The following is a 19,658-nucleotide window of genomic DNA, read 5'->3' on the forward strand; positions in this document are numbered from 1 at the left end:
GGGGCGGGGCGCCCCCACCCCCCCCCCCCACCCCCGGATCTCCTGGTCGGAAATCAGATGTCCTTGCCCGACGCGTTCTGGTTCTTCAGCGACGAGTTGAGATCCCGGGTGCCGTAGGCCGGGATGTCCTGGCAGGCGACGGTGCAGTTGTAGTTGCTGTTGTAGTACACGCGGAACTTCGTGCTGATCCAGCTGTCCACGGCGGCGGCCTGGTTCTTGACCTCGCGTCCGGCCCCGCTGCTGCCGTTTCTTCCGGTGCTGAAGTAGAAGCCCGCGTAGTCCGGGATCCTGGCGTACTGCACGTAGACCGCGCCGTACCCATAGTCCGAGGAGTTGTAGTACAGGCAGACCTCGCCCGACCCGCAGTCGTACTCGATCGCCGCCGCCGCGGGTGACGCCGTCGCCAGGCCGACGGCCAGCGCGCCGCCCGCCAGCGCGGTCGCCGTGAGCTTCCTTATTCGCATGCCGATCCTCTTCCTTCGCAGTTCGGATTACTCCGCATCCGCGCACAGGAAAGAGCAGTCCCCCGTTGACATGGTGCTGATACGCCTTTGAAGCAGGCGAAACTGAATGAGCTTCGTACCGAGAAAGATCGAGAGAACGTACCCATTGCGCGGACAGCTGCACCGCTCCTAGGGCATTCGGAGACGCTTCTTCCGCACCGAATGCGGGATGGGTTGCCTGCTGCCGTGAAGCAGCTACCGCAAGAGTAGGTCGAGACTCCATGGAATGCCGTTCACTTTTCTTCCCAGGTGTCCAAAAATCAACCGACCATCCCGGTTCCCGGCGAGTGCGCTGCGGTAAGTCTCCGTCCGGTATGTGCGCATTGACCACGAAATGCCTCCCGATGGAATTCGGAATTCTATGTATGTGGAATGCCCTACTCTGGCGTGAATCTTTTTTCCGCGGCGTCGTTCACTTCCGGATCGACCCATTCCTGCCAGCGCGGATTTGTCGCGAGGGCCTGTACCTGGGCCGCCCGGTAGGCGGTCCCGGTCGCTTTCGCCACCACGCGCGTACCGTCGGGGCGCAGCACATCGGCGGTGAGCTGGGTTCCGGAGCCGCTGCCCCGCTCCTGGAGGAGCAGTACCGATCCGTCACCCAGCTTGGTGATCCGGCAGCCGTCGTCCCCGGCCTCGCAGGAGTAGTGCCGCCCGAGCTCCGACCGCGACGGCATGTGGGCCGGGTCGCTCAGTTCGGGCTTGCTCGTGGGACGGTCGAACCCGGAACCGGCCTGGTCGTTCCGCTCCGCCTGCTGGACGTAGGCGCCTTGCAGCCATACCGCCACCTGTCCCCCGCCGGTCAGGGTCACTTCACCGTAGGTCTGTACGGCGGTGTACTGCGGGTCGCTGTCCCGCGCGTCCGTGTCCGCCACCGACGGCTCGCCGGGCAGCAGTTCGGTCAGCAGCGCGAGCGTGGCGGCGCCCGTCAGGGGTTCCTTGCCCGCCGGTACGGGGTCGTCGCCGACGGCGGAGAAATCGGGCAGGGTGACGGTCTGGACCGTGTCCTGCTGTGCCGGCGGTGTCAGGAGCAGCACCGCACCGGTCAGCGCCGCCGCCGCCGTCGCCAGCGAGCCCCACAGCGCCACCCGGTTGCGGCGCCGGGTACGGGTGCCCCGGGCCACCGCGCCCGCCACCAGGAACTCGGTGCGCGGGGAGACATCGGTGAGCGCGGTGCCGAGAGCGCGGGACAGCTCGGAGCCGTACCGCAGGTCGTCATCGAGAGGGATGGACTCGTCGTGCCGCACAGGTGCACCGTCCTTTCTGGTGTTGCGGGGGTCCGGGACGCGGGCGGGGTCGGGTGGGCGGCGGGGCCGGACCGAGGTCAGCGCATGGCGATGGAGTCCTGTCCGTCGCCTATCGTCCGGCGCAGTCTGGCCAGCGCTCTGCTGCTGCGGTTGCGTACGGAACCCCGGGTCATCCCCAGTACGGACGCGGTCTCCTCCACGCTGCGGTCCTCCCAGTAGCGCAGGACGACGACGGCACGGTCACGCGGGGGCAGTTCGGCCAGCGCCGCGAGCAGGGTGACGCGCAGCGCGGTGTCCGGGGCGGTGGCGGTGGCGGTGGACAGTTCGGGCAGTGCCGCCACCGGATGCTCCGACGAGCGCCGGAGCCGCCGATGGGACAGGTAGGTGCGCATCAGCACGGTGTGCGCGTACGCCTCCAGGTTGTCCGCGCGCCGGGCCCGGGACCAGGACGAGAAGATCTTGCCGAGCGCCGTCTGCACCAGGTCCTCGGACAGATGCCAGTCGCCGCTCATGAGCAGGGCGGAACGGAACAATCGTGGCGTGGCGGCACGTGCGAAGCCCTGGAACTCGTCGAGAGCGCTTGCAGCCGTCACCCGTCCCCGCCCTCTCACTGCCGTTGATTCCTGCACATCCGTAAGACGCCTCGGCCCCGGGTCTGTGTCACACCTGTGCCGGAATCTGTTTTCCCGACGCCCGGCCGACGGGACCGGGCCGGCCCGGTCGTCCGGGCGGTCGGCGGTTTCGAGGACGGCGAGTGTGATGCCGGCATCCCAGGGAACCGGTGCAGTCGGCGGCGCCCGCCGCCCCGCCGCCTCGACCGGCGCCCCCGATCGCGCGTCAGCCGAACAGAGTGGAACCGAGCGGGCGTCGCTGGTCGTAGCCCGGAAGGATCAGGAAGGTCGCGCTGGCGGTCGTCGTGGTGAAGGGGAGCAGCGCGTCGGAGGTGTCCATGCGGGCGAGCGTGGCCGTGAAGGTCCGCAGGTCGTTCTGGAAGCTGATGAAGAGCAGGCCGGGGGCGGGGTCGTCGATGCTGTAGGAGCGGCGGAGCATGTGGCCGACGCCGACCACGGTGGGGTTCGCCCTGCGTACATGGGCGTCCACGGGGATGAGGTAGCGCCCGTCGGGCGTCTTGGCGCCCAGTCCGGGGGCCGCGGCGATGCCGCCGCCGGAGAGGGGTACGCCGCTGGCCCGGCGTCGGCCGAAGACCGCCTCCTGCTCGGCGACCGACAGCGCGGCGAACCGGGGCAGGTCGAGTTCCATGCGCCGCAGTACGGCCAGGGTGCCGTCGGCGACCTCGGAGGGGCCGGCCAGCCACAGGTCACGTTCCTGCTCGGCGGTGGTGTGCGGGCCCACGATGCCGTCGATGAAACCGAGCAGGTTGCGCGGTGCGGTACGGCCCTCGGCCACGGACACCTCCGTACCCCGGCGTCCGAACTGCCGCCATCGCTCCTGGACTCGGTCGCCGGCCTGGTCCAGGAGCGCGGCGGCGACGACCGGTACGAGCAGGGCGTCACCGGCACAGATCTGGATCAGCAGATCACCGCCGCGCGCCTGGGCGGTGATCCGCTCGCGGGAGAACGCCGGGAGGTCGGCCGCGCCGGGCAACGTGGCACCGGCCGCCCGTACCAGCCGTGGGCCGACGCCGACGGTCACGGTCACATCGCCCGGGGACAGGCCCAGCAGCCGTGGGTCGGACCCGGCGGCGATGGTACGGATGGCCTCGCCGAGTTCGGCCAGCAACGGGCCCGGCGCCACCGTGGCACCGAGGTCGGCCACCAGGGCCAGCAGATGGGGCTGGGCCGACCCGGGAAGCGTCACGCCCGCCTGATGGCGGCCCGTCACCGCGACCGGCGCGGGCGCGGCCGACGCGGAAGGGGCGGGGCGGCTGGGCTGGGCCGAGTCCCCATGATCCCCCGAGTCCCCCGAGCACCCGGCGAGCAGACCCGCGGCCACCGTGGCGCCGGTGGCATCGAGGAACGCGCGGCGGGACGGGGAGCGGTCGGCGCGGTGCATGATGCGTACAGTGCCACACCCCGGCCCGCGCCTGCCGCTCAACCTCCCCGCCTTGAGCCGGAGTTCGACGCTTCTACGAGGGGGTGGGCACCGTGCCAGACTGGGATCATGTCTCGATTGGCTCTTCGCGTGATGACGGCTGCCCTGGGCGCGCTGACACTGGTGACCGGCTGTAGCGGCGGTGGCGGTGGCGGTGGCGGCAGCGACGACGGATCGGGCGAGGGGCGGCGGCCCGACGGCGCGCAGGTGACGATCCGGGTGCCCGGCGACGCCCCGACGATCTCGGACGCGGTGTCCCTGGCCGAACCCGGTGACCTGGTACTGGTGGCTCCGGGGGTGTACCACGAGTCGGTGCGGATCGACACGGAGCGCATCACTCTGCGGGGTGAGTCCCGGGCCGAGGTGATCATCGACGGGCAGGTGCGGCGGCCGAACGGTGTGATCGTCACGGCGCCCGGGGTGGCCGTGGAGAACCTGACCGTGCGGAACAACACGCACAACGGGGTGCTGGTCACCGGTTCCGCGGCGGCGGTCACCGCGCTGCCGGGGAGCAGTGGCTACGACACCGGCGACGAACCCGTCAGCCTCCTGGATTCGTTCCTGGTGTCGCATGTGACCGCGACCCGCAACGGCCTCTACGGCATCTACGCGTTCTCCGCGCAGAACGGTGTCATCGAGCGGTCCTACACCTCGGGCGGGGCGGACTCGGGCATCTATGTCGGCCAGTGCAGGCCGTGCCGGATCGTGGTGCGGGACAACGTCTCCGAACTCAACGCGGTCGGCTACGAGGGCACCAACGCCAGCGGTGACCTGTATGTGGTCGGCAACCGTCTGACCGGCAACCGCGTCGGACTGACCACCAACTCCGACCACCAGGAGAAACTGCTCCCGCAGCGCGATGCCGTCATCGCGGGCAATCTGATCGCCGACAACCAGCAGCGCCAGACCCCCGAACAGGCCGACGGCGGCTGGGGCATCGGCATCGGCATCGACGGCGGCAGCGACAACCGGTTCCTCCGCAACCTGGTCACCGGCAACACCAACGCCGGACTGGTGATCACCGCGACCGCCGACCTGACGGCCGACGGCAACCGGATCACGGACAACACCTTCACCGACAACGGCATCGACATCGGCTGGACGTTCCCCACCGCCACCCGGGGACAGGGCAACTGCCTGGAAGGCAACGAGCTTCGCACGACCGTGCCCGACGGGCTCGCGGCCACCGCGTCCTGCCCGCTCCCCGCCACCTCCCCCACGCCCTCCGGCAGTTGGCAGAGCCCGGTGGCGCCCGCGGGCATCCCCTTCACCGACGTGGCCGCGCCCGGCCCGCAGCCGGAGTTCCCGGGAGCCGGCACGCTCGGCGCCACCGTCGTACCGGACGTTCCGGAGCTGCCGGTCCTCGCGGACATCGCGCTGCCGTCGCCGTCACTGCTCGCCGACAACGCGCGCGTACAAACCTCGTGAACGGCGGCTACGGCGCCGGGGTGGCTCCGGGCAGCGGCTGGACGGGAACGTACGCCTGGGTGTCGAACTCGAAGACCACCGGCTGGGGCGCGGAGGCGATGGCGGCCTCGACCCGGTACATGGTGCCGTCCGAACCGAGCCAGTAACGCACGGTCTGCGACGTATCGGTGCCGCCGGTGCCGCCATCGGAATCGGCGCGGGAATCAGCACCGGCACTGGCACTGGCACTGGCACCGGAATCGGCCTCGGCTCGCGGTCCGTTCATGATGTCCGTCCGATGACCGCGCACCTCCTCTTCCCCGACCCAGCCGGCGCCGTTCTGCGGCAGCAGCGCGGCGTTGTCCGGGCGGTCGCTGCCGAGGTCGAGCACGATGGCCAGCGCGCTGTCCAGGGTCATACCGGATGTCTGCAACGGACGGCTGACCCAACCGGAGGCGGGCGGCGAAGCCGGTGCGGCTGCCGGTGGGTCCGCCAGGGGATGGACGAGGACGGTGGTGGCCGTCCACTGGATCAGCCCGTCGCTGGACGTGTCGCGCCCGGTCCCACGCACCACCCCGTACCCCGTGTGGGTGCGGTAGTCGATGGATCCGGTGATGACCAACCCGCCGGTGACATTCGGCACGGTGATCGTCACCGCCCGGCCGCCCGCCTGGTAGTTGAGGAAGCGCGTGATCGCCAGCCGGTTCACCTCGTCCGAGGTCAGCGCCCTTGGCGCGGCCGGGTCATCGCCGTCACCGAGGAGGACGAACGCGCTGGTCGCGGCTGCCGCGAGGCAGAGGGCGACGGCCGCCGCCCAGCGCGACCGCGGCCACCGGCGACGCCGCTCGGTGTCGATGCCCCGCGCCTTGACGCGCCCCGCGCTGCTGTTCCGCGCTCTGCTGCTCCACATGCTCCGCACGCGGCGCGAGCGTACAGCTCCCGCCCGTGCGCCCCCAAACTCCGCCCCCGCCGGACATGACGAGCCGTCAACTGTAGTCTCTGCGCGGAAGTTGCTGGATTTGCGTAAGCTTAGGACGAGGTAAAGGAGCGTTATGCAACTAGGTGTACTGGTGCGGATGGGCCTGTCCGGCCTGCTGGTGGTGGGGGGCGGCGCGGGCACGATCCTGACCGGCGCCGGGCAGGCCGGAGCCGCGGCCCCTGACGGCACCCTGACCGTCGAGGTACTACGGGACTTCTTCGGCACCGGCGTGATCAACACGACCATGGATGTACCCCAGCAGGGAATGCAGGTCGATGTCATCGACCTTGAGGGCAACAGCGTCACCGGTGTCACGGATGTCACCGGAAGGGTCATCGTGCCGCCGTCGAGCGAGCTGACCGGCGGCAAGTACCGGGTCGATGTCACCGTCCCGGCGCCCTACAGCGACTATCTGGGACCGGCGCCCGCGTCGACCGCGCCGAACCACTTCGACAGCTTCACCACGTTCGTGGACGTCTCGGACGGCAAGGACGACTCGGTGACCACCGGGGTCTGGAACCCGGCCGACTACGCGCTGCCCGACACCCGGTACTTCGTACCGATCCAGAACGGCGCGGGCGGGGGGGACACCCGGGCACTGGTGGCGTTCGGGACGGACGTCCGGGGCATCTGCCCCGAACCGGCGGCGTGCCCGGACGTCCTCAACACCCAGGACCAGGTGGGTACGACCTACGGACTGGCCTACGACCAGTACCGCGACCAGCTGTTCCAGTCGTCGTTCGCCCGCCGGTACACCGAGTACGGGCCGGATGGCGGTGACGCGATCTACATCCAGCCCGCCGACGGGGGCACCCCGACACTCTTCGCGACGGTGCCGGACGCCACGGAGACACCGCACGACACCGCCAACCTGATCAAGGACGCCGGATTCACCGACGCGCCGGGCAAGGAGAGCATCGGCGGCCTGGCCCTGTCGGAGGACGGCTCGACCCTGTACGCGGTGAATCTGCTCACCCGTAGCCTGGTCAGCTTCGACGCGACGGGGCCCACGGCCGCGGCGCCCGAGGACACCGTGCCGATCCCCGACCCGGGCTGCGCGGCGGACGGGGACTGGCGGCCGTTCAGCGTGGCGGCCCACGACGGCAAACTGTATGTCGGGGGTGTGTGCAGCGCCGAGAGCACACAGAACCGGGCGGACCTGAAGGCCGTCGTCGCCACCTATGACGGCGAGGACTTCACCACCGTGCTGTCCCAGCCGCTGGACTTCGAGCGCGGGGCCGTGCTCGCCGGCCTCGCCCAGAACGACCAGGCCACGCACTGGAACCCGTGGAACACCGACCTGGCGGACTGGGACAGCTTCAGCCTGGGCGGTCCGATGATCAATCCGCAGCCCGCGCTGGCGAGTATCGCCTTCGCCCGCGACGGCTCGCTGATCCTCGGCTTCCGTGACCGGTTCATGGACGTCGTGAGCTGGGGCGGCCTCGACCCGAGGCCGGGCAAGGACACACCGCAGAACGGCATGGCCGGCGGTGACATCAACATGGCCTGTGCCCGGCCCGAGGGCGGTTACGACTGGGAAGGCACCGGAAGCTGCCCCGACCACGCCACGGACCCGGCCCTCGACGGGGTCCAGTCCGCCGACGTCGTCGAGTACTTCCCGGGTGACTTCTTCCCGAACGGCGGCTCCGCGACCCAGCCGGGGCCGCACCAGGAGTCCGCCCTCGGATCGGTCGCCTACATCCCGCAGCAGCAGTGGGTCGTCAGCACCCAGATGGACCCGGCCGGCCAGGTCGTCACCAGCGGAACCGGCTACTACGACGTTGCCACGGGCCTCGGCCCCGGCAACGACCCGATCAACAACGCGTACGAGTTCGTCGCCGACGACCAGGGCGGGTTCGGCAAGGCCGGCGGCCTCGGCGACATCGCGTACGCCGCGGCGAACGCACCGATCCAGATCGGCAACGTGGTCTGGTACGACGGTGACCGCAACGGCCTCCAGGACCCGGGGCACGTCCTGCTGCCGGGCGCGACGATCAACCTGCTGGACGCCGAGGGCGAGCAGGTCGCCACGACCACGACCGATGCCGCCGGTGAGTACTACTTCGGCGGGGTCGGCGCGGAGTACGAGCTGACACCGGGCGCCGAGTACACCGTGCAGTTCGATGTGTGCACGGCGGACACCAGCGAGGTGCCGGGCCGGCCGGACGCCGCCGACCTGCGGTTCACACTGCCGCGCGCCGGTGACGACCAGGTCCATGACTCCAATGTGACCCCGCCGACGACCGGCCCGCTCTGCAACGGCTACGCCCCGGTCACCGCGCCGGCCGTACCGGGAGGGGTCGATCACACGATCGACGCCGGTGTGCACATCCCGGAGCCGGAATCCCCGTCCCCGACGCCGACCCCGACGTCATCCGAATCCCCGTCCCCGTCCCCGACCCCGACCGATTCCACGACCCCGACGCCGACCCCGGCGCAGCCGACGGGCCCGGCGCCCAACATCCCCGCACCGAACGGCCCGGGCGGCGGCCTCGCCGAAACCGGCATGTCCGGCATCGGAGGCACTCTCGCCCTCGTCGCCGTACTGCTCGGCGCGGGCACGACAGCGGTTCTCGTCACCCGCCAGCGGCGCGCACGACACCGCTGACACCCGTAGCACCAGAAGTACCCGCAACACCAGAAGTACCCGTACCCCGCACGAAGCCCCCAGGTCAAAGACCTGGGGGCTTCTTCTTGTCGACCGGGGTCACATCGCCGCATGGGGTGGCCGCCGCATGGGGTAGCCCTTCGCTACGTAAAGGCGACTTCCGTGCCCCGGCCGGTTTCCCGGGCCCTGGTGTACACCCAGGCGGCGAAGGCGATGTCTCCGTACCCGCCGGAGGATTCGCGGAACACGGTGGTGCCTTCGCAGTGGCGTTTGTCGGTGATGACCGTGCCCAGTTCCAGCACCGAACTCCAGGGGAGCTTTCCGGTGCGGTCCAGGTCCACCAAGGTGCTGTGCATCGAGCCGTCCCGCCAGACATCGGTGAAGTGCCGCTCGTGCTCCACGGCGGTGACGACCACCTGGTCGGCCGCCAGGTAGAGGTCCTCCCCGAACTCGCAGGGCGTGCCCATGCCGGCCACGAAGGCGCCGCGGGTGATGTCACCGTGGTGCAGGACGGGGCGCTTGCTGTTGGTCGACACGAAGACGATCTCGGCGTCCCTGGTCGCGCCCTGGAGGGAGTCCGACGCCTCCGCGGCGATGCCCAGTTCCTCGGTGACCGCCGCCGCGAACCGGGCCCGGCGCTCCTCGTCCCGGCCGTAGACGCGGACGTGCTCGATCTCGCGCACCAGGGACGCCGCCTGGACCAGGCCCAGGGCGTTGCGGCCGGTTCCCACCATGGCCAGCCGGCGGGCGTCCGGTGCGGAGAGCACATCGGTGGCGAGCCCGAACATCGCGCCCGTCCTCAGCCGCGCGAACGGATAGGCGAGGACACTCAGCAACGCGCCCGTTCCGGAGTCGAAGAGCAGGGCCGCTCCGTTGTCCGACGCGAGGGCCTGCGCACCCGAGGCCCGCAGACCCATGCGCCCCGATCCGGTCAGCGCGCCGCTGACGACCCGCAGCGCCCCGGCGCCCACGTCGAGGTGCGTCGGGGCCTGCGCCACCACCATTCCCGCGGCCTGTTCCCGCAGCGCGTCCTCGGTCACCCGCATCGCCTGTCGCAGATCGAGGAGATCCTCGACCTCCGCACGGCTCAGTACGAGGGTGTGGCCAGGGGTTCCATGGGCTCCGGGGACACCGGGGGCGCCATGGACTGCGGGGTCTCCATGACCTCCATGACCTCCGTGGCCTCCATGGCCACCGTGGCCTTCGCGGGTCGGTTCTGCCGGCATTCGGTTCCTCGGATCGGGGTCGGCTGTTTCAGGTCCCGTGTCTCATGTCCCGTCACGACGGTGAGTTCTGGGGCGTTTGCGACGTTCGCCCCTCACGGTAGTACGCCTCCGCGCCAGGGTGGATCGGCAGATCGGTGTCGGTCAGCCGGGTGAGGTCGATCGGTCGCGTCATCGCCGCGAACTCACCCGTGAACCGCCCGGAGATCTCCGCCGACTTCGCGTCGAGCGCGGCTGCGGTGAGGTAGGCGATCCGCTCGTGCAGGTCGGACCGGCAGAACAGCGCCCAGCCGCTGAAGTCGACCGTCGGCAGATCGGCGTCCACCCCGCGCTGACGGCCCCGCTCGATGACGCCACGCTCCATGCCGAGCGTCTCGCAGTGAGCCAGAACATCGTCATCGACCGGCAGGAAGCGCAGGTCGTAGGCTTCCGCCACGCGCCGCCACCGCCTCGTCATGAACGCCTCGTCGAAGATGGCGTCGAACGTGGGGTCGATCGGGGCTTCCGTGGCCGAGTTCATCGCCTGGGGGCGGTCATGGAGGATCTCGCCGCCCCAGCTCTCGATGTCCTCGCGGGTCAGCCCGTACCGGCCGAGGATCTCGTCGATCACCCACCCCGCCGGATGGTGCATCTCCGGGGTCGGCATGGACAGGCGCAGCGGGTACTTCCGCTCGCGGATGTCGTGGAGACTCCTCAGCCCGGTCTCCCGCCTCACGGCGAACGCCAGGCGGTCGTCGTGAGGGAACACCGCCAGCACGCTCAGGGGCAAGGGCTCGGTGAACGGCCCGCGTCCCTCGATCGCCATTCTCAGGTACCACAGCGGTGTCGTCACGGCCATGTCGTACTGTCCGTCCGCCACGAGCCGCGGGGCCTTCATACACATCTCGCCGGGGTTGCCCGTGATGGCCGCCGCCGTGGAACCCGGTGGGAGCTTGCTGTAGTAGCCGGCCATTCCCACTGCCGCGAGGCTGGTGACATCCATCCAGTTCTGGCCCGCGCCGAGCATCCGGATGTGCACGGCGTCCGTCAGTTCCCTCATCAGTCACATTCCGTTCGTCAGCCTGTAGTTCTAGTGAACAGAAGACACTTCTGCCATACAGGCACCTTGGACCCGGTTTGTCGAGATAGTCAAGTACCTGGCGAACCTGTTGACGGCCCATGTGGCGTGATGTAGACAACTCCAGAGCACTGCTCTGTAGAACAGAAAAACTGACCAGAGCAATCGTGTCCTCGGTGCGCGCTTGGCCGCGCATTCCCTTTGGAGAACCCCATGACCGAGCAGAGCCCCCGGGCCATGCCTCGTAAGTCCGACGTACGCACGGTGATGCTGTCCAGCTACTTCGGCACGACCATCGAGTACTACGACTTCCTCATCTACACGGCCGCCGCCGCCCTCGTCTTCGGGAAGATCTTCTTCGGTCCCGTCGACTCGGGCACCGGGACCATCCTGGCCTTCGCCACTCTGCTCGCCGGTTATCTGGCACGTCCGCTCGGCGGTGTGCTCTTCGGCATGCTGGGGGACAAGTACGGCCGCCGCCGGATTCTGCTGGTCACCCTCGGTATCACCGGGGCGGCCACCGGCCTGATCGGCGTCCTGCCCACCCACTCGACGATCGGTGTGTGGGCGCCGATCCTGCTCGTCACGATCCGCGTCGTCCAGGGCCTGGCCGTGGGCGGCGACTGGGGAGGTTCGGTCTCGATCAGCGTCGAGACGGCGCCGGGCGAACGGCGGGGCTTCGTCGCCTCGTTCGTCAACATGGGAGCGCCGAGCGGCTCGGTGCTCGCCTCCGCCATGCTCGCGCTGTTCGGCCTGATGCCCGAGGACGACTTCCTCGCCTGGGGCTGGCGCATCCCCTTCCTGATCGGCACGGTGCTGACCCTGATCGGCCTGGCCATCCGTATGCGGATGATCGAGTCGCCGCTGTTCGCCCAGCTCCAGGCCAGCGGCGAGGCCGGGCAGAAAGCGGCGGCCCCGCTGCGCAGCGTCCTGACCCGGCACTGGCGGGCGGTCCTGATCTGCATCTTCGGCACCCTGAGCGCCTCGGCCAATGCCGGCCTGCTGACCTCGTACGGCCTCACCCTGGCCACCACGGACGGCGGTCACAGCCGGTCGCTCGCCCTGACCGCGCTGTCGGTCGGGGCGATCCTCCAGGTCGCGCTCATCCCGCTCTGCTCCCATCTCTCCGACCGCATCGGCCGGCGCCGGGTCCTGATGGCCGGCTCCGCGCTGGGGCTGGTGGCGGCCTTCCCCGTCTTCTGGATGATCTCGGCGGGCTCGCCGGTGCTGCTGTTCGCCGGTTACCTGCTGGGCCTGGCGATCGTCCAGGCAGCCGCCTACGGGCCGGTGGCGGCGTTCATCTCCGAGATGTTCGACACCCGGCACCGCTACACCGGGTCGTCCCTGGCCTACCAGGTCGGCGGGACCCTCGGCGGCGGCGTCATCCCGCTCATCGCGGTCGCCCTCGCCGATCAGCACGGCTTTCTGCCGGTCGCGCTGCTGACCGCGGGCGGCTTCCTGCTCGGCCTGCTGGTCATCCCGTTCGCCCGCGAAGGCACCCGACGCGATCTGCACGACGGCGTCGATACGTCGGCGTCGGCGGCGTCGGCCCCGGGTGTCCCCGCCGGCCCGGTCGGCTCCGCCGCACCCGCTCGGCAGAGCACCGAGTAGCACCCGGAACGGGCGGGGGAACGGCAACGAACGCAGACAAGGGAAAGGCCGGGCGGGCACCGCATCTCAGCGGCAGCCCACCCGGCCTCACCCCTATCTGCCGTTCCCTCGGTCCCGTCAGCCCTCGGTCGCCTGATCCAGCGCCCCGCTCCACCGCCCCTTCTCCGCGCCGTGCGGAGTCCCCGTGTAGGGCTGGGTGAGGCACTCGATGATGTGCCCGCTGGGGTCACGGAAGTAGACGCCCCGTCCGTCGTAATGGTGATTGATCTTCCCGGCCTCCTCCAGGAACTGGTCCGCGAAGTACGCGATGCCCGACGCCTCGATGCGGCCGAAGACCCCGTCGAACTCCTCCTCGTCCATGAGGAACGCGTAGTGCTGGGGCGCGATGGCGTCGGAGGTGGCGGCCTGGTAGTCGGCGACGTCGATGAAGTCGAGTGCCACCGGGGGGACGACGACGGAGATGAAGGGGCCCCAGACCGCGGAGGCTTCGAGGCCGAGGACGCCGGCGAGGAAGGCCGCCGACTCGTGCTTGTCACTACAGACCACGATCGTGTGGTTGAGCGTGATGGTCATCAGATTCTCCTCTTCGGTTCCATTCAGTTCTCTTCAGTTCTCTGGGCGGAGGTACGGGTGCGGGCCGGGATCGGGCGCGCAGCGGGTGAGTTCATGGCGCCAGGCCGTCGTGTGGTTGAAGGTGTCACCCAGGTCGGGCAGTTCGGCCAGGTCGTCCTCGGGGAGGTCGGTCAGGGTGCCGCCCGCCTGGACGATGTGCAGCGAGAGCCGCGCGATGGTGTCGAGCGAGATGGCCCGCAGCACGGCTTCCGGCACACTCGCGCCGGTGCTGGTGAGCCCGTGGGCGCGCAGCACCACGGCCGGCCCGGCGCCCAGGGCCTCGGTCATCTCGGCGGCGAGGCGGCGGTCCCGGACCAGGACTCCCCGGGGGTAGACCGGCACACCTCCCGCGGCCGTCCGGGTGCCCGGAATGTCGTACGCCCCGACGATCGGGCGGATCGTCAGCCCGGCCAGGTCCGCCGCGACCACGGCCGGGGGATGGACATGGACCACCGACTGGACATCGGGCCGTCTGCGCAGGACCTCGGTGTGCAGGGGAAGCTCGTTCGGCGGGGTCCATCCCCCGTCGAGTTCTCCGGCACCGGCCGGTGCGCCTGCCAGGTCCACGAGGTGGATGTCGTCCGGTGTGGTGTGGCGCAGGCCCCTTTCGCGCGGGCCGCGGCACCGGACGAGCAGGGTGCCGTCGCCGACGCGCAGGCTGACGTGTCCGAGGATGCCGTCCGCGAGCCCCCGTGCGGCGAGCACCCGGCACGCGTCGGAGACCAGGTGCCGCAGGTCGCCGTAGGGCCGGTCGGTCATGTCACCCCTCCGGCGGCGGCTACGGGTCCGGCGGCGAGGCCGCGCAGGCGGTCCAGGGCGGCTGCGGCGGGAGTGTTCCCGGCGGCCAGCCGACGGCACTCGACCAGGGCGCGGGGCCAGTTGACGGTCACCGCGCCGCAGAGGTCGCCGGCCGGGTCGTGGTAGAGCGCGGCGGCGCGGGCGGCGGGGCCGGAGAACCGGCCGATCAGCCGGTGACCCGATGCGCGTGCGGGGGTGCCCACGATCTGGACCTTCCAGTCGTACTGGTCGCTCCAGACATACTCCGGGGCGGGGTTGGTCCGCGGGGACCCGGGGTGGGTGATGTTGTGGGCGACACAGACGGCCTGGTCGACGGCGCTGGTCCAGTGCTCCACCCGTACGTGCTCCTGGTGCCGGTCGCTGAACCAGCGGGCCACGTCCCCCGCGGCGAAGACGTCCGCCCTGCCGCCCGCGCGGCCGTACGCGTCGCAGACGACCCCGTCGTCCAGCGGCAGGCCCGAGGACGCCAGCCACCCGTCGTTCGGTACGGCGCCGATGCCGACGACCACCGTCCCGGCGGCCAGCGTGTGGCCGTCGGTCAGCTCGACCCAGAGGTCACCGGCCGCGCCATGGATCGCCCGTACGCCGGTGCCGAACCGGGTGGTGGCCCCGTGCCGCCGGTGCAGCTCGCCGAAGTACCCGCCCACCTCCGTGCCCAGGAGCCTGCTCATGGGGACCGGCAGGGGGTCGACCAGGGTGACCGGGCATCCGTACCCGCGCGCGGTGGAGGCCACCTCGGCGCCGATGAAGCCCGCGCCCACCACGACCACCGGGCCGCCGCGCCGCAGTTCGGCGCGCAGGGCACGGCTGTCGCCGAGACCGCGCACGACATGCACACCGGAGGCCGCGGGCCAGGGCGCGGGCCGGGCGGCGGCGCCCGTGGCGATGAGGCAGGTGTCGTAGTCGAGGTGGCTGCCGTCGGCGAGCAGGACGCGGTGCCCGGCGGGGTCGAGGTGCCGGGCGGCGGCACCCAGCCGGAGCCGGATGTCGAGCGCCGCCGCCGCTTCCCGTGTCAGCAGGGTGATCCGGTCGCGGTCCCAGGTGCCGGACAGCAGGTGTTTGGTCAGCGGGGGCTTGTCGTACGGGAGTTCCGGCTCGGCTCCGACGAGGACGACCTGTCCGTCGTACCCCTCGTCGCGCAGCGCCCCGGCGGCGCGGACACCGGCGACGGAGGCGCCGACGATGACCACGGTGCCGCGCGGGCGTCCACTCGTGCTTCCTTCTGTGTGGGCTGTCATGCGTCCTCGATCGTCAGCACCGAGACCGGGCAGCTGCGGGCCGCCTCCCGGACGCGGGGCAGGTCTTCCGCGGCGATGGTGTCCTTGAGCAGGACGACCACGCCGTCGTCGTCGATGTCGTAGGTGTCGGGTGCCGCGACCACACAGTTCGCGTATCCCTGGCACATGCTGAAGTCCGCCTTGAGCACAGGCATGATCCGGCTCCTTTCGGTGCTGGGGTGGTGGTGAGGGGGTGAGGGGGGTCAGGACCGGACGGGGTTCAGGACTTCACGCCGATGCCGCCGTCCGGATGGACGGCCCCGCCCGTGATCCCGCGCGCCCGGTCGGAGGCGAGATACACATAGCTCCAGGCGTGGTCGGTGGCGGTGAGGGCCACCTTGAGGGGGACCCGGCCGGCCAGTTCCCCGGCGCGGCCGGGGGTGTCGCCGAGGCTGCGGGTGCGCAGACCGAGGCTGTCCAGGCCGCGCAGGTCGGTGTCGAGGGTGCCGCCCGGGGCGACACCGTTGACCCTGATGTCGGGGGCGAGTTCATGGGCGAGGGCGGTGACCAGACCCCGTACCGCGAACTTCGAGGACACGTACAGGACGCCTCCCCGGCCGGGGTAGTACCCGGAGGTCGACTCGGTGAGGACGACCGATCCCCGGGAGGCGCGCAGGGCGGGCAGGGCGGCCTTGACGGAGTGCAGCTGGGTCTTGACGTTGACGGCGAACATCTCGCCGAACGCCGTGTCGATGAGGTCCGCGTCGAGTTCCGCGAGGCCCTGGTAGTAGTCGAAGATCCCGACACAGTTGACGAGGACGTCCAGTCCCCCGAACGCCGTGAGCGCCCGGGCCACCGCCCGCTCGTTGGCGTCCTTCGTGGTGGCGTCGCCCTCGGTGACCGGCACATCGGGCGCGGCCTCGCGCAGGGCCCGGCATTTGGCGGGGTCGAGTTCCAGCGCGGCGACGCGGGCGCCCTCGGCACGGAACGCGTCCACGACCGCGCGGCCGATCCCCGAACCGGCCCCGACCACCAGGGCCCGCTTGCCCTCGACCCAGCCGCTCATGACTCGTCCTCCGCCAGCATCGGCCCGAAGGGCTTGCCGATCATCGCCGAGAAGGTGGCCGTGTTCTGCCAGGTGAGGGCCTCCAGTTCCAGTGGGCACAGCGCGACCCACTGCCCGGAGCGGGTGGACTCGATCAGCAGCCGGGAGCCGTTGCGGGTCTCGACCCGGCTCACCCTGATCTCGGAGAACTCGTTGCCGAGGGTGAGGGGGTCGCCGGTGGTGCGGGCCGCCAGTCCGGCCCGCTGGTCCGCCGTGCGCCGCGCGGCCCGCGCGTCTTCCTCCTCGCCGCTCCAGTGCAGCCTCACAGGAAGATCGCCAGATTCTGCATCCGGATCACGGAGTCGTCGACCAGGATGGTCCGGCGGGCCAGCTGCCACCCGTCCGCGGTGCGCCGGAGCAGGTCCTCGCGGCCGGCGGACACCTGGGCGGCCTCCTGGACATCGCCCCGGCTGCGGTGGAGCAGCATCCCGGAGTCCACGACGAGATGGTCCTCGTCGTCGGTGGCGAAGGTGCGCACATTGGTCACATGGTGGCGCAGCCGGGACGGCGGGTCCTCGGTCCAGGCGTGCTCGGTCCGGAACCGGGCCACCCGGCGGGACAGCGAGTACTTGTCCTCGTCGAAGTGGGCCATGCCGGGCGCCGTGTCGAAGCCCGCGCCCAGCGCGGTGGTCACCCGGACCGGCATCAGATAGTGGATGTCGTCGGTGAGCAGCCCCAGCCACTCCTCGTACTGCTGGGCGTCGAGGAGGTATGTCTCGTCGGTCAGCCACTGGTGGGCGAGCAGATGGCGGGGGTCGCCGAAGGGCAGCGTGCGGCCGGTGCGCCGGAGGCGGGAGGCGCCCGCGCCGAGGGGGGACCGGGCGGAGTGGGTGTCCGCGCGGCCGGCGGTGGCGGCGGGGTCGGCGGGGAGGATGCCCGCCCGGTACGTGCTGGTCTGCGTCGTCATGATTCCTTCACCGCCGGGGGACTCGTGGGCTCGGTCGACATGGGGGCGGGGCAGCCGACCTCGACGGTCGCCGCGGTCGTGGCCGGGTCGGTCAGGTGGTCGGCCCACCGGTTGAGCAGCTCGCGCTGGTTGTACTCGCCGTATCCGGTGTGCGCGGTCCCGGGACCGGCGAACTGCTCCGGGGTCAGCGCGGGCACCACCTCGGTGTCGTCGGCGAGGATGCCCATCCGGCTGTTGAGCAGCAGCCTGCGGGCCATCGAGCCGGCCGCGGTACTGGTCAGCGAGACCCAGTTCTCCACGTCGTCCTGCTCGAACATGCCGGTCGAGCCGAAGCACATCAGATACGCCTTGTAGGACAGGTCCTTGAACTCCTGCGGGGCCTCGGCGTCGACCGCGAACCAGGACAGGACCTCGGTCTCGTCCTCGCTGATGGGCTGCCACTGGCGCAGCGAGATGAACGGCAGGACGTCCTCGCTGTCGGCCACCCGGGGCCAGTTGTGCACCAGGCTGAGGTTGGGGAACACGGACGCGGCCGAGATCATGAAGCCGTCGTCGCCGATCACCCTGAGCTGATCGGCCGACCAGGACTTCTTCATCCGCTCGATCATGTCGTCGGGGTAGCCGACGTAGCGCAGCCGCTCCTCCAGCGTGCCGGGGGGCAGTTTGTACGTGGTGCCGCCGCCGTTGCCCGCCCAGTAGGTGCAGCCGTCCTTGCGCTTCTCGGCCTTCGGCTCACGGAAGAGGCCGATCTCCACGACGCTGGTGTGGGTCTGGGGGGTGTGGTACATGTCCCCGGCGAAGTTCTCCGCGCCGATCTTCCAGTTCGCCTTCACCCGCCAGCGCTGGGGTCCGCGCAGTTCGATGCCGCTGGGGCTCTGCCGGGTGTAGTAGTCCAGGTAGAAGGCGAAGTCGCCCAGGTACTCGCGCAGCGGCGGGGCGTCGGGGTCCATGCTGATGAAGATCAGGCCGTTGTAGGTGTCCAGGCTCGGCGCGGGCAGCAGCCGCTGTCCCTTGCGCCGGAACCCCGCCTCGCCGCCGTACGCCTCCTGGTGGAAGGGCAGGCCGACGATCCGGCCGTCGTTGCGGTAGGACCAGCCGTGGTACGGGCACCGGAAGTGGGACGCGTTGCCCATCTCCGCCCTGCACACCTGCATCCCGCGGTGCAGACACATATTGAAGTGGGCGTGGATGTCACCCTTCTCGTCCCGCGTGACGATGAAGGAGTCCTCCAGCACGCGCCGCACGACGTAGTCCCCCGGCTGCGGTATCTCGGACTCATGGCCCACGAACAGCCAGGAGCGGCTGAACAGGCGCGTCCTCTCCAGTTCGAAGACCGCTTCGTCGTTGTAGATGTACGCGGGGATCATCCCTCGGCGTAGGTCGTCGAGCATCTCGGCGTGGTCGGTCATTGCGACCCTTTTCTATCCAGCAGATACTTTCTCTGGTCAGTAGAGCAAATAGGGGCTGAAGCGTCAACAGAACATGAGCCGGGGGGCTCTTTCTGTGGCGTAGTCTTCTGCTATGAAGAAATACGAGGAGGAGACGGCGTCCATCAGCGGCCCGGAGCCCCAGTACCCGATCGAGTCGGTGGACAACGCCCTCAAGATCCTGCTGCTGCTGGGGGAGCGGAGCGAGCTGCGGCTGACGGACGTCGCGACCTACCTGGGGGTGGCCACCTCAACCGCGCACAGGCTGCTGGCGATGCTCCATTACCGGGGCTTCATCCGCCAGGCCGAGCGCGGGAAGACGTACGTACCGGGCTCGGCACTGACCGGGGTGGCCCTCTCCATCCTCCAGCGCTTCGATGTGCGCGACGCCCTGCACCCGTTTCTGGAGCGGCTCAACACCGAGCTGACCGAGACGGTCCATCTGGGCATCCTCGACGGCACCACGGTGCGTTTCATCGACGCGATCGAGAGCCCCCGCGCGGTACGGGTCGCCTCCCGGCTGGGCCGCTCCATGCCCGCGCACTGCACCTCCACCGGCAAGTCGATGCTGTCCCAGCTGCCGACGGAGGACCTGCGCCGGCTGTACCCCGAGGAGGAGCTGTCCGGGCTCACCCCCAACTCCATCCGCAACCGCTCCGAGCTGGAGGGCGAGGTGGAGATCGTGCGCCGGCTCGGGTACGCCACCAGCAGCGAGGAGAGCGAGGAGGGCGTCGCCTCGGTCGCCGCCGCCTTCCCCGCGCGGCGCGGCTCCCTCCAGCTGGCCTTCAATGTGTCCGTCCCGGTCAGCCGGATGAACCGGACCGATCTGCGCCGGATCAGTGAGGTGCTGCGGGCGACGGTGGAGGAGGCGGGCTCGGTGCTGCACTGACGGAGGCGGCGCCTCCGCT

At 70.4% G+C, this 19,658-nt stretch carries 19 protein-coding genes; 4 read left to right on the top strand and 15 right to left on the bottom strand.

What is annotated here, in order from left to right; genetic code table 11:
• Positions 1 to 53: 53 nt before the first annotated feature.
• From ACFXAZ_RS13780 to ACFXAZ_RS13795, 4 genes are all read right to left on the bottom strand, one after another.
• The gene (locus ACFXAZ_RS13780; RefSeq protein WP_384589218.1) at positions 54 to 464 is read right to left on the bottom strand and encodes a hypothetical protein; all 411 of its coding nucleotides are present in this window, start codon (positions 462 to 464) and stop codon (positions 54 to 56) included.
• A 416-nt stretch (positions 465 to 880) separates the two neighbouring features.
• Positions 881 to 1,747, bottom strand: a complete 867-nt coding sequence (locus ACFXAZ_RS13785; protein ID WP_384589221.1) for a hypothetical protein — start codon at positions 1,745 to 1,747, stop codon at positions 881 to 883.
• 77 nt (positions 1,748 to 1,824) lie between these two features.
• Complete coding sequence (locus tag ACFXAZ_RS13790; RefSeq protein ID WP_384589224.1) at positions 1,825 to 2,340, bottom strand: SigE family RNA polymerase sigma factor; 516 nt, start codon at positions 2,338 to 2,340, stop codon at positions 1,825 to 1,827.
• Positions 2,341 to 2,584: 244 nt separating this feature from the next.
• A complete protein-coding gene (locus ACFXAZ_RS13795; RefSeq protein ID WP_384589227.1) occupies positions 2,585 to 3,760 on the bottom strand; it encodes a Dyp-type peroxidase in 1,176 nt (391 codons plus the stop codon).
• A 108-nt stretch (positions 3,761 to 3,868) separates the two neighbouring features.
• On the opposite strand from ACFXAZ_RS13795, the gene ACFXAZ_RS13800 reads away from it, so the two are divergent.
• Positions 3,869 to 5,227, top strand: a complete 1,359-nt coding sequence (locus tag ACFXAZ_RS13800) for a right-handed parallel beta-helix repeat-containing protein (protein ID WP_384589230.1) — start codon at positions 3,869 to 3,871, stop codon at positions 5,225 to 5,227.
• Between the two features lie 7 nt (positions 5,228 to 5,234).
• Here ACFXAZ_RS13800 and ACFXAZ_RS13805 read toward each other — a convergent pair whose 3' ends face one another.
• Complete coding sequence (locus ACFXAZ_RS13805; RefSeq protein ID WP_384589233.1) at positions 5,235 to 6,116, bottom strand: hypothetical protein; 882 nt, start codon at positions 6,114 to 6,116, stop codon at positions 5,235 to 5,237.
• A gap of 142 nt (positions 6,117 to 6,258) precedes the next feature.
• On the opposite strand from ACFXAZ_RS13805, the gene ACFXAZ_RS13810 reads away from it, so the two are divergent.
• Positions 6,259 to 8,793, top strand: a complete 2,535-nt coding sequence (locus tag ACFXAZ_RS13810) for an SdrD B-like domain-containing protein (protein WP_384589236.1) — start codon at positions 6,259 to 6,261, stop codon at positions 8,791 to 8,793.
• Between the two features lie 143 nt (positions 8,794 to 8,936).
• Here ACFXAZ_RS13810 and ACFXAZ_RS13815 read toward each other — a convergent pair whose 3' ends face one another.
• A complete protein-coding gene (locus tag ACFXAZ_RS13815) occupies positions 8,937 to 9,833 on the bottom strand; it encodes a hypothetical protein (protein ID WP_384589239.1) in 897 nt (298 codons plus the stop codon).
• Positions 9,834 to 10,071: 238 nt separating this feature from the next.
• The gene (locus tag ACFXAZ_RS13820; protein WP_384589242.1) at positions 10,072 to 11,055 is read right to left on the bottom strand and encodes a TAXI family TRAP transporter solute-binding subunit; all 984 of its coding nucleotides are present in this window, start codon (positions 11,053 to 11,055) and stop codon (positions 10,072 to 10,074) included.
• Positions 11,056 to 11,286: 231 nt separating this feature from the next.
• Between ACFXAZ_RS13820 and ACFXAZ_RS13825 the strand changes: the two genes are divergently transcribed.
• Positions 11,287 to 12,684, top strand: a complete 1,398-nt coding sequence (locus tag ACFXAZ_RS13825; protein ID WP_384589245.1) for an MFS transporter — start codon at positions 11,287 to 11,289, stop codon at positions 12,682 to 12,684.
• Positions 12,685 to 12,801: 117 nt separating this feature from the next.
• On the opposite strand, the gene ACFXAZ_RS13830 is transcribed toward ACFXAZ_RS13825, so the two are convergent.
• The 8 genes from ACFXAZ_RS13830 to ACFXAZ_RS13865 form a co-directional block, all read right to left on the bottom strand.
• Positions 12,802 to 13,257 carry a VOC family protein gene (locus ACFXAZ_RS13830; protein WP_384589248.1) on the bottom strand — a complete coding sequence of 152 codons (456 nt, stop codon included), beginning with the start codon at positions 13,255 to 13,257 and terminating at the stop codon, positions 12,802 to 12,804.
• Positions 13,258 to 13,290: 33 nt separating this feature from the next.
• Positions 13,291 to 14,055, bottom strand: coding sequence for a class II aldolase/adducin family protein (locus ACFXAZ_RS13835; RefSeq protein WP_384589251.1), 765 nt, complete (start codon positions 14,053 to 14,055; stop codon positions 13,291 to 13,293).
• Positions 14,052 to 15,332: an NAD(P)/FAD-dependent oxidoreductase gene (locus ACFXAZ_RS13840; protein ID WP_384589254.1), complete on the bottom strand. Its 1,281-nt coding sequence runs from the start codon at positions 15,330 to 15,332 to the stop codon at positions 14,052 to 14,054. The genes ACFXAZ_RS13835 and ACFXAZ_RS13840 overlap by 4 nt, the downstream gene beginning before the upstream one ends.
• Positions 15,329 to 15,526: a ferredoxin gene (locus tag ACFXAZ_RS13845; RefSeq protein WP_384589257.1), complete on the bottom strand. Its 198-nt coding sequence runs from the start codon at positions 15,524 to 15,526 to the stop codon at positions 15,329 to 15,331. The genes ACFXAZ_RS13840 and ACFXAZ_RS13845 overlap by 4 nt, the downstream gene beginning before the upstream one ends.
• Before the next feature lie 65 nt (positions 15,527 to 15,591).
• Positions 15,592 to 16,377, bottom strand: a complete 786-nt coding sequence (gene hcaB, locus ACFXAZ_RS13850; RefSeq protein WP_384589260.1) for a 3-(cis-5,6-dihydroxycyclohexa-1,3-dien-1-yl)propanoate dehydrogenase — start codon at positions 16,375 to 16,377, stop codon at positions 15,592 to 15,594.
• Positions 16,374 to 16,682 carry a hypothetical protein gene (locus ACFXAZ_RS13855; RefSeq protein ID WP_384589263.1) on the bottom strand — a complete coding sequence of 103 codons (309 nt, stop codon included), beginning with the start codon at positions 16,680 to 16,682 and terminating at the stop codon, positions 16,374 to 16,376. Before ACFXAZ_RS13855 ends, hcaB begins: the two co-directional genes overlap by 4 nt.
• Positions 16,679 to 17,323, bottom strand: coding sequence for a 3-phenylpropionate/cinnamic acid dioxygenase subunit beta (locus ACFXAZ_RS13860; protein WP_384589266.1), 645 nt, complete (start codon positions 17,321 to 17,323; stop codon positions 16,679 to 16,681). The genes ACFXAZ_RS13855 and ACFXAZ_RS13860 overlap by 4 nt, the downstream gene beginning before the upstream one ends.
• Positions 17,320 to 18,732, bottom strand: coding sequence for a Rieske 2Fe-2S domain-containing protein (locus tag ACFXAZ_RS13865; protein WP_384589269.1), 1,413 nt, complete (start codon positions 18,730 to 18,732; stop codon positions 17,320 to 17,322). Before ACFXAZ_RS13865 ends, ACFXAZ_RS13860 begins: the two co-directional genes overlap by 4 nt.
• A 112-nt stretch (positions 18,733 to 18,844) precedes the next feature.
• Here ACFXAZ_RS13865 and ACFXAZ_RS13870 point away from each other — a divergent pair, with 112 nt between their 5' ends.
• Positions 18,845 to 19,639, top strand: coding sequence for an IclR family transcriptional regulator (locus ACFXAZ_RS13870; protein ID WP_384589272.1), 795 nt, complete (start codon positions 18,845 to 18,847; stop codon positions 19,637 to 19,639).
• The last annotated feature ends 19 nt before the right edge of the window (positions 19,640 to 19,658 follow it).

The organism is Streptomyces sp. NPDC059477 (assembly GCF_042749375.1).
GTDB lineage: Bacteria > Actinomycetota > Actinomycetes > Streptomycetales > Streptomycetaceae > Streptomyces.

Coding starts and splice junctions, on each gene's coding strand:
- ACFXAZ_RS13780 (WP_384589218.1), bottom strand. CDS start 464: ATGCGAATAAGGAAGCTCACGGCGACCGCGCTGGCGGGCGGCGCGCTG.
- ACFXAZ_RS13795 (WP_384589227.1), bottom strand. CDS start 3,760: ATGCACCGCGCCGACCGCTCCCCGTCCCGCCGCGCGTTCCTCGATGCC.
- ACFXAZ_RS13800 (WP_384589230.1), top strand. CDS start 3,869: ATGTCTCGATTGGCTCTTCGCGTGATGACGGCTGCCCTGGGCGCGCTG.
- ACFXAZ_RS13805 (WP_384589233.1), bottom strand. CDS start 6,116: ATGTGGAGCAGCAGAGCGCGGAACAGCAGCGCGGGGCGCGTCAAGGCG.
- ACFXAZ_RS13810 (WP_384589236.1), top strand. CDS start 6,259: ATGCAACTAGGTGTACTGGTGCGGATGGGCCTGTCCGGCCTGCTGGTG.
- ACFXAZ_RS13820 (WP_384589242.1), bottom strand. CDS start 11,055: ATGAGGGAACTGACGGACGCCGTGCACATCCGGATGCTCGGCGCGGGC.
- ACFXAZ_RS13825 (WP_384589245.1), top strand. CDS start 11,287: ATGACCGAGCAGAGCCCCCGGGCCATGCCTCGTAAGTCCGACGTACGC.
- ACFXAZ_RS13830 (WP_384589248.1), bottom strand. CDS start 13,257: ATGACCATCACGCTCAACCACACGATCGTGGTCTGTAGTGACAAGCAC.
- ACFXAZ_RS13835 (WP_384589251.1), bottom strand. CDS start 14,055: ATGACCGACCGGCCCTACGGCGACCTGCGGCACCTGGTCTCCGACGCG.
- ACFXAZ_RS13840 (WP_384589254.1), bottom strand. CDS start 15,332: ATGACAGCCCACACAGAAGGAAGCACGAGTGGACGCCCGCGCGGCACC.
- ACFXAZ_RS13845 (WP_384589257.1), bottom strand. CDS start 15,526: ATGCCTGTGCTCAAGGCGGACTTCAGCATGTGCCAGGGATACGCGAAC.
- hcaB (WP_384589260.1), bottom strand. CDS start 16,377: ATGAGCGGCTGGGTCGAGGGCAAGCGGGCCCTGGTGGTCGGGGCCGGT.
- ACFXAZ_RS13860 (WP_384589266.1), bottom strand. CDS start 17,323: ATGACGACGCAGACCAGCACGTACCGGGCGGGCATCCTCCCCGCCGAC.
- ACFXAZ_RS13865 (WP_384589269.1), bottom strand. CDS start 18,732: ATGACCGACCACGCCGAGATGCTCGACGACCTACGCCGAGGGATGATC.
- ACFXAZ_RS13870 (WP_384589272.1), top strand. CDS start 18,845: ATGAAGAAATACGAGGAGGAGACGGCGTCCATCAGCGGCCCGGAGCCC.